The sequence below is a fragment of the Burkholderia sp. 9779_493 genome, from assembly GCF_015712215.1.
In the GTDB taxonomy this organism is placed as follows: Bacteria; Pseudomonadota; Gammaproteobacteria; order Burkholderiales; family Burkholderiaceae; genus Burkholderia; species Burkholderia cenocepacia.
Genome location: NZ_JACCQA010000109.1, coordinates 1 through 462 on the forward strand (window position 1 = coordinate 1; position 462 = coordinate 462).

Below are 462 nucleotides of genomic sequence, written 5' to 3' on the forward strand. Positions count from 1 at the left end.
TGAGCGCTCACGCTTATCGGCTGTAAATTAAAGACAGACTCAGGGGTCTGTAGCTCAGTCGGTTAGAGCACCGTCTTGATAAGGCGGGGGTCGTTGGTTCGAATCCAACCAGACCCACCATTGTCTGACGTGTCGGTGATCGTTAGCGCTTTAGCGCTTACGAGCAGCCCATGCCGGCAGGCTGTAGGTACACCTGAGGCAAATCTGTACATGGGGGCATAGCTCAGCTGGGAGAGCACCTGCTTTGCAAGCAGGGGGTCGTCGGTTCGATCCCGTCTGCCTCCACCAATCACCAACGCTAAGGGCTTGGTTCAGACACTGAACCGAGAATTTTGCATTGGCGATTGAGCCAGTCAGAGGATATCAACAGATATCGGCTGTCGTTCTTTAACAATCTGGAAGAAGTAAGTAATTTGGATAGCGGAAGCGTCTTGAGATGGACGTGGAAACTATCCGGGTTGT

Annotated in this window: 2 tRNA genes; both read left to right on the forward strand. The window is 52.4% G+C overall.

The annotated features are described in order from the left end of the window. Positions 1-43: 43 nt before the first annotated feature. Positions 44-120: transfer RNA gene (locus H0X95_RS35705), tRNA-Ile, on the forward strand. Between the two features lie 92 nt (positions 121-212). Then, a tRNA-Ala gene (locus H0X95_RS35710) sits at positions 213-288 on the forward strand. Positions 289-462 lie beyond the last annotated feature (174 nt).